The sequence below is a fragment of the Neisseria sp. P0009.S007 genome (genome assembly GCF_051962515.1).
Genome location: NZ_JBQCVF010001283.1, coordinates 1 through 236, shown reverse-complemented (window position 1 = coordinate 236; position 236 = coordinate 1). Strand labels below are relative to the sequence as shown.

Annotated in this window: 1 pseudogene; it reads left to right on the top strand. The window is 51.7% G+C overall.

Annotated features, from left to right (window positions below):
- Positions 1 to 113: 113 nt before the first annotated feature.
- Positions 114 to 236, top strand: a pseudogene (locus tag ACTHS3_RS18625) (ferrochelatase); the annotation flags it as partial.

The window sequence follows — 236 nt, the reverse complement described above, 5'->3', positions numbered from 1 at the left end:
TCATAAAATTTAAAACTCAACCCCGAAAAAAGGTCGTCTGAAAACGCAGACCATATTCAGACGACCTTCACATTGCTACAATACGGGCTTCCACTCCAATCCAAAGGCACATCATGCCGCTTTTCCACGTCGAACCCTCCCTGTCTTACACTCAGCAAAACCGTGTAGGCGTCCTCCTCCTCAATCTCGGCACGCCCGATGCCCCGACCGCCGCCGCCGTCAAACCATATCTTCGA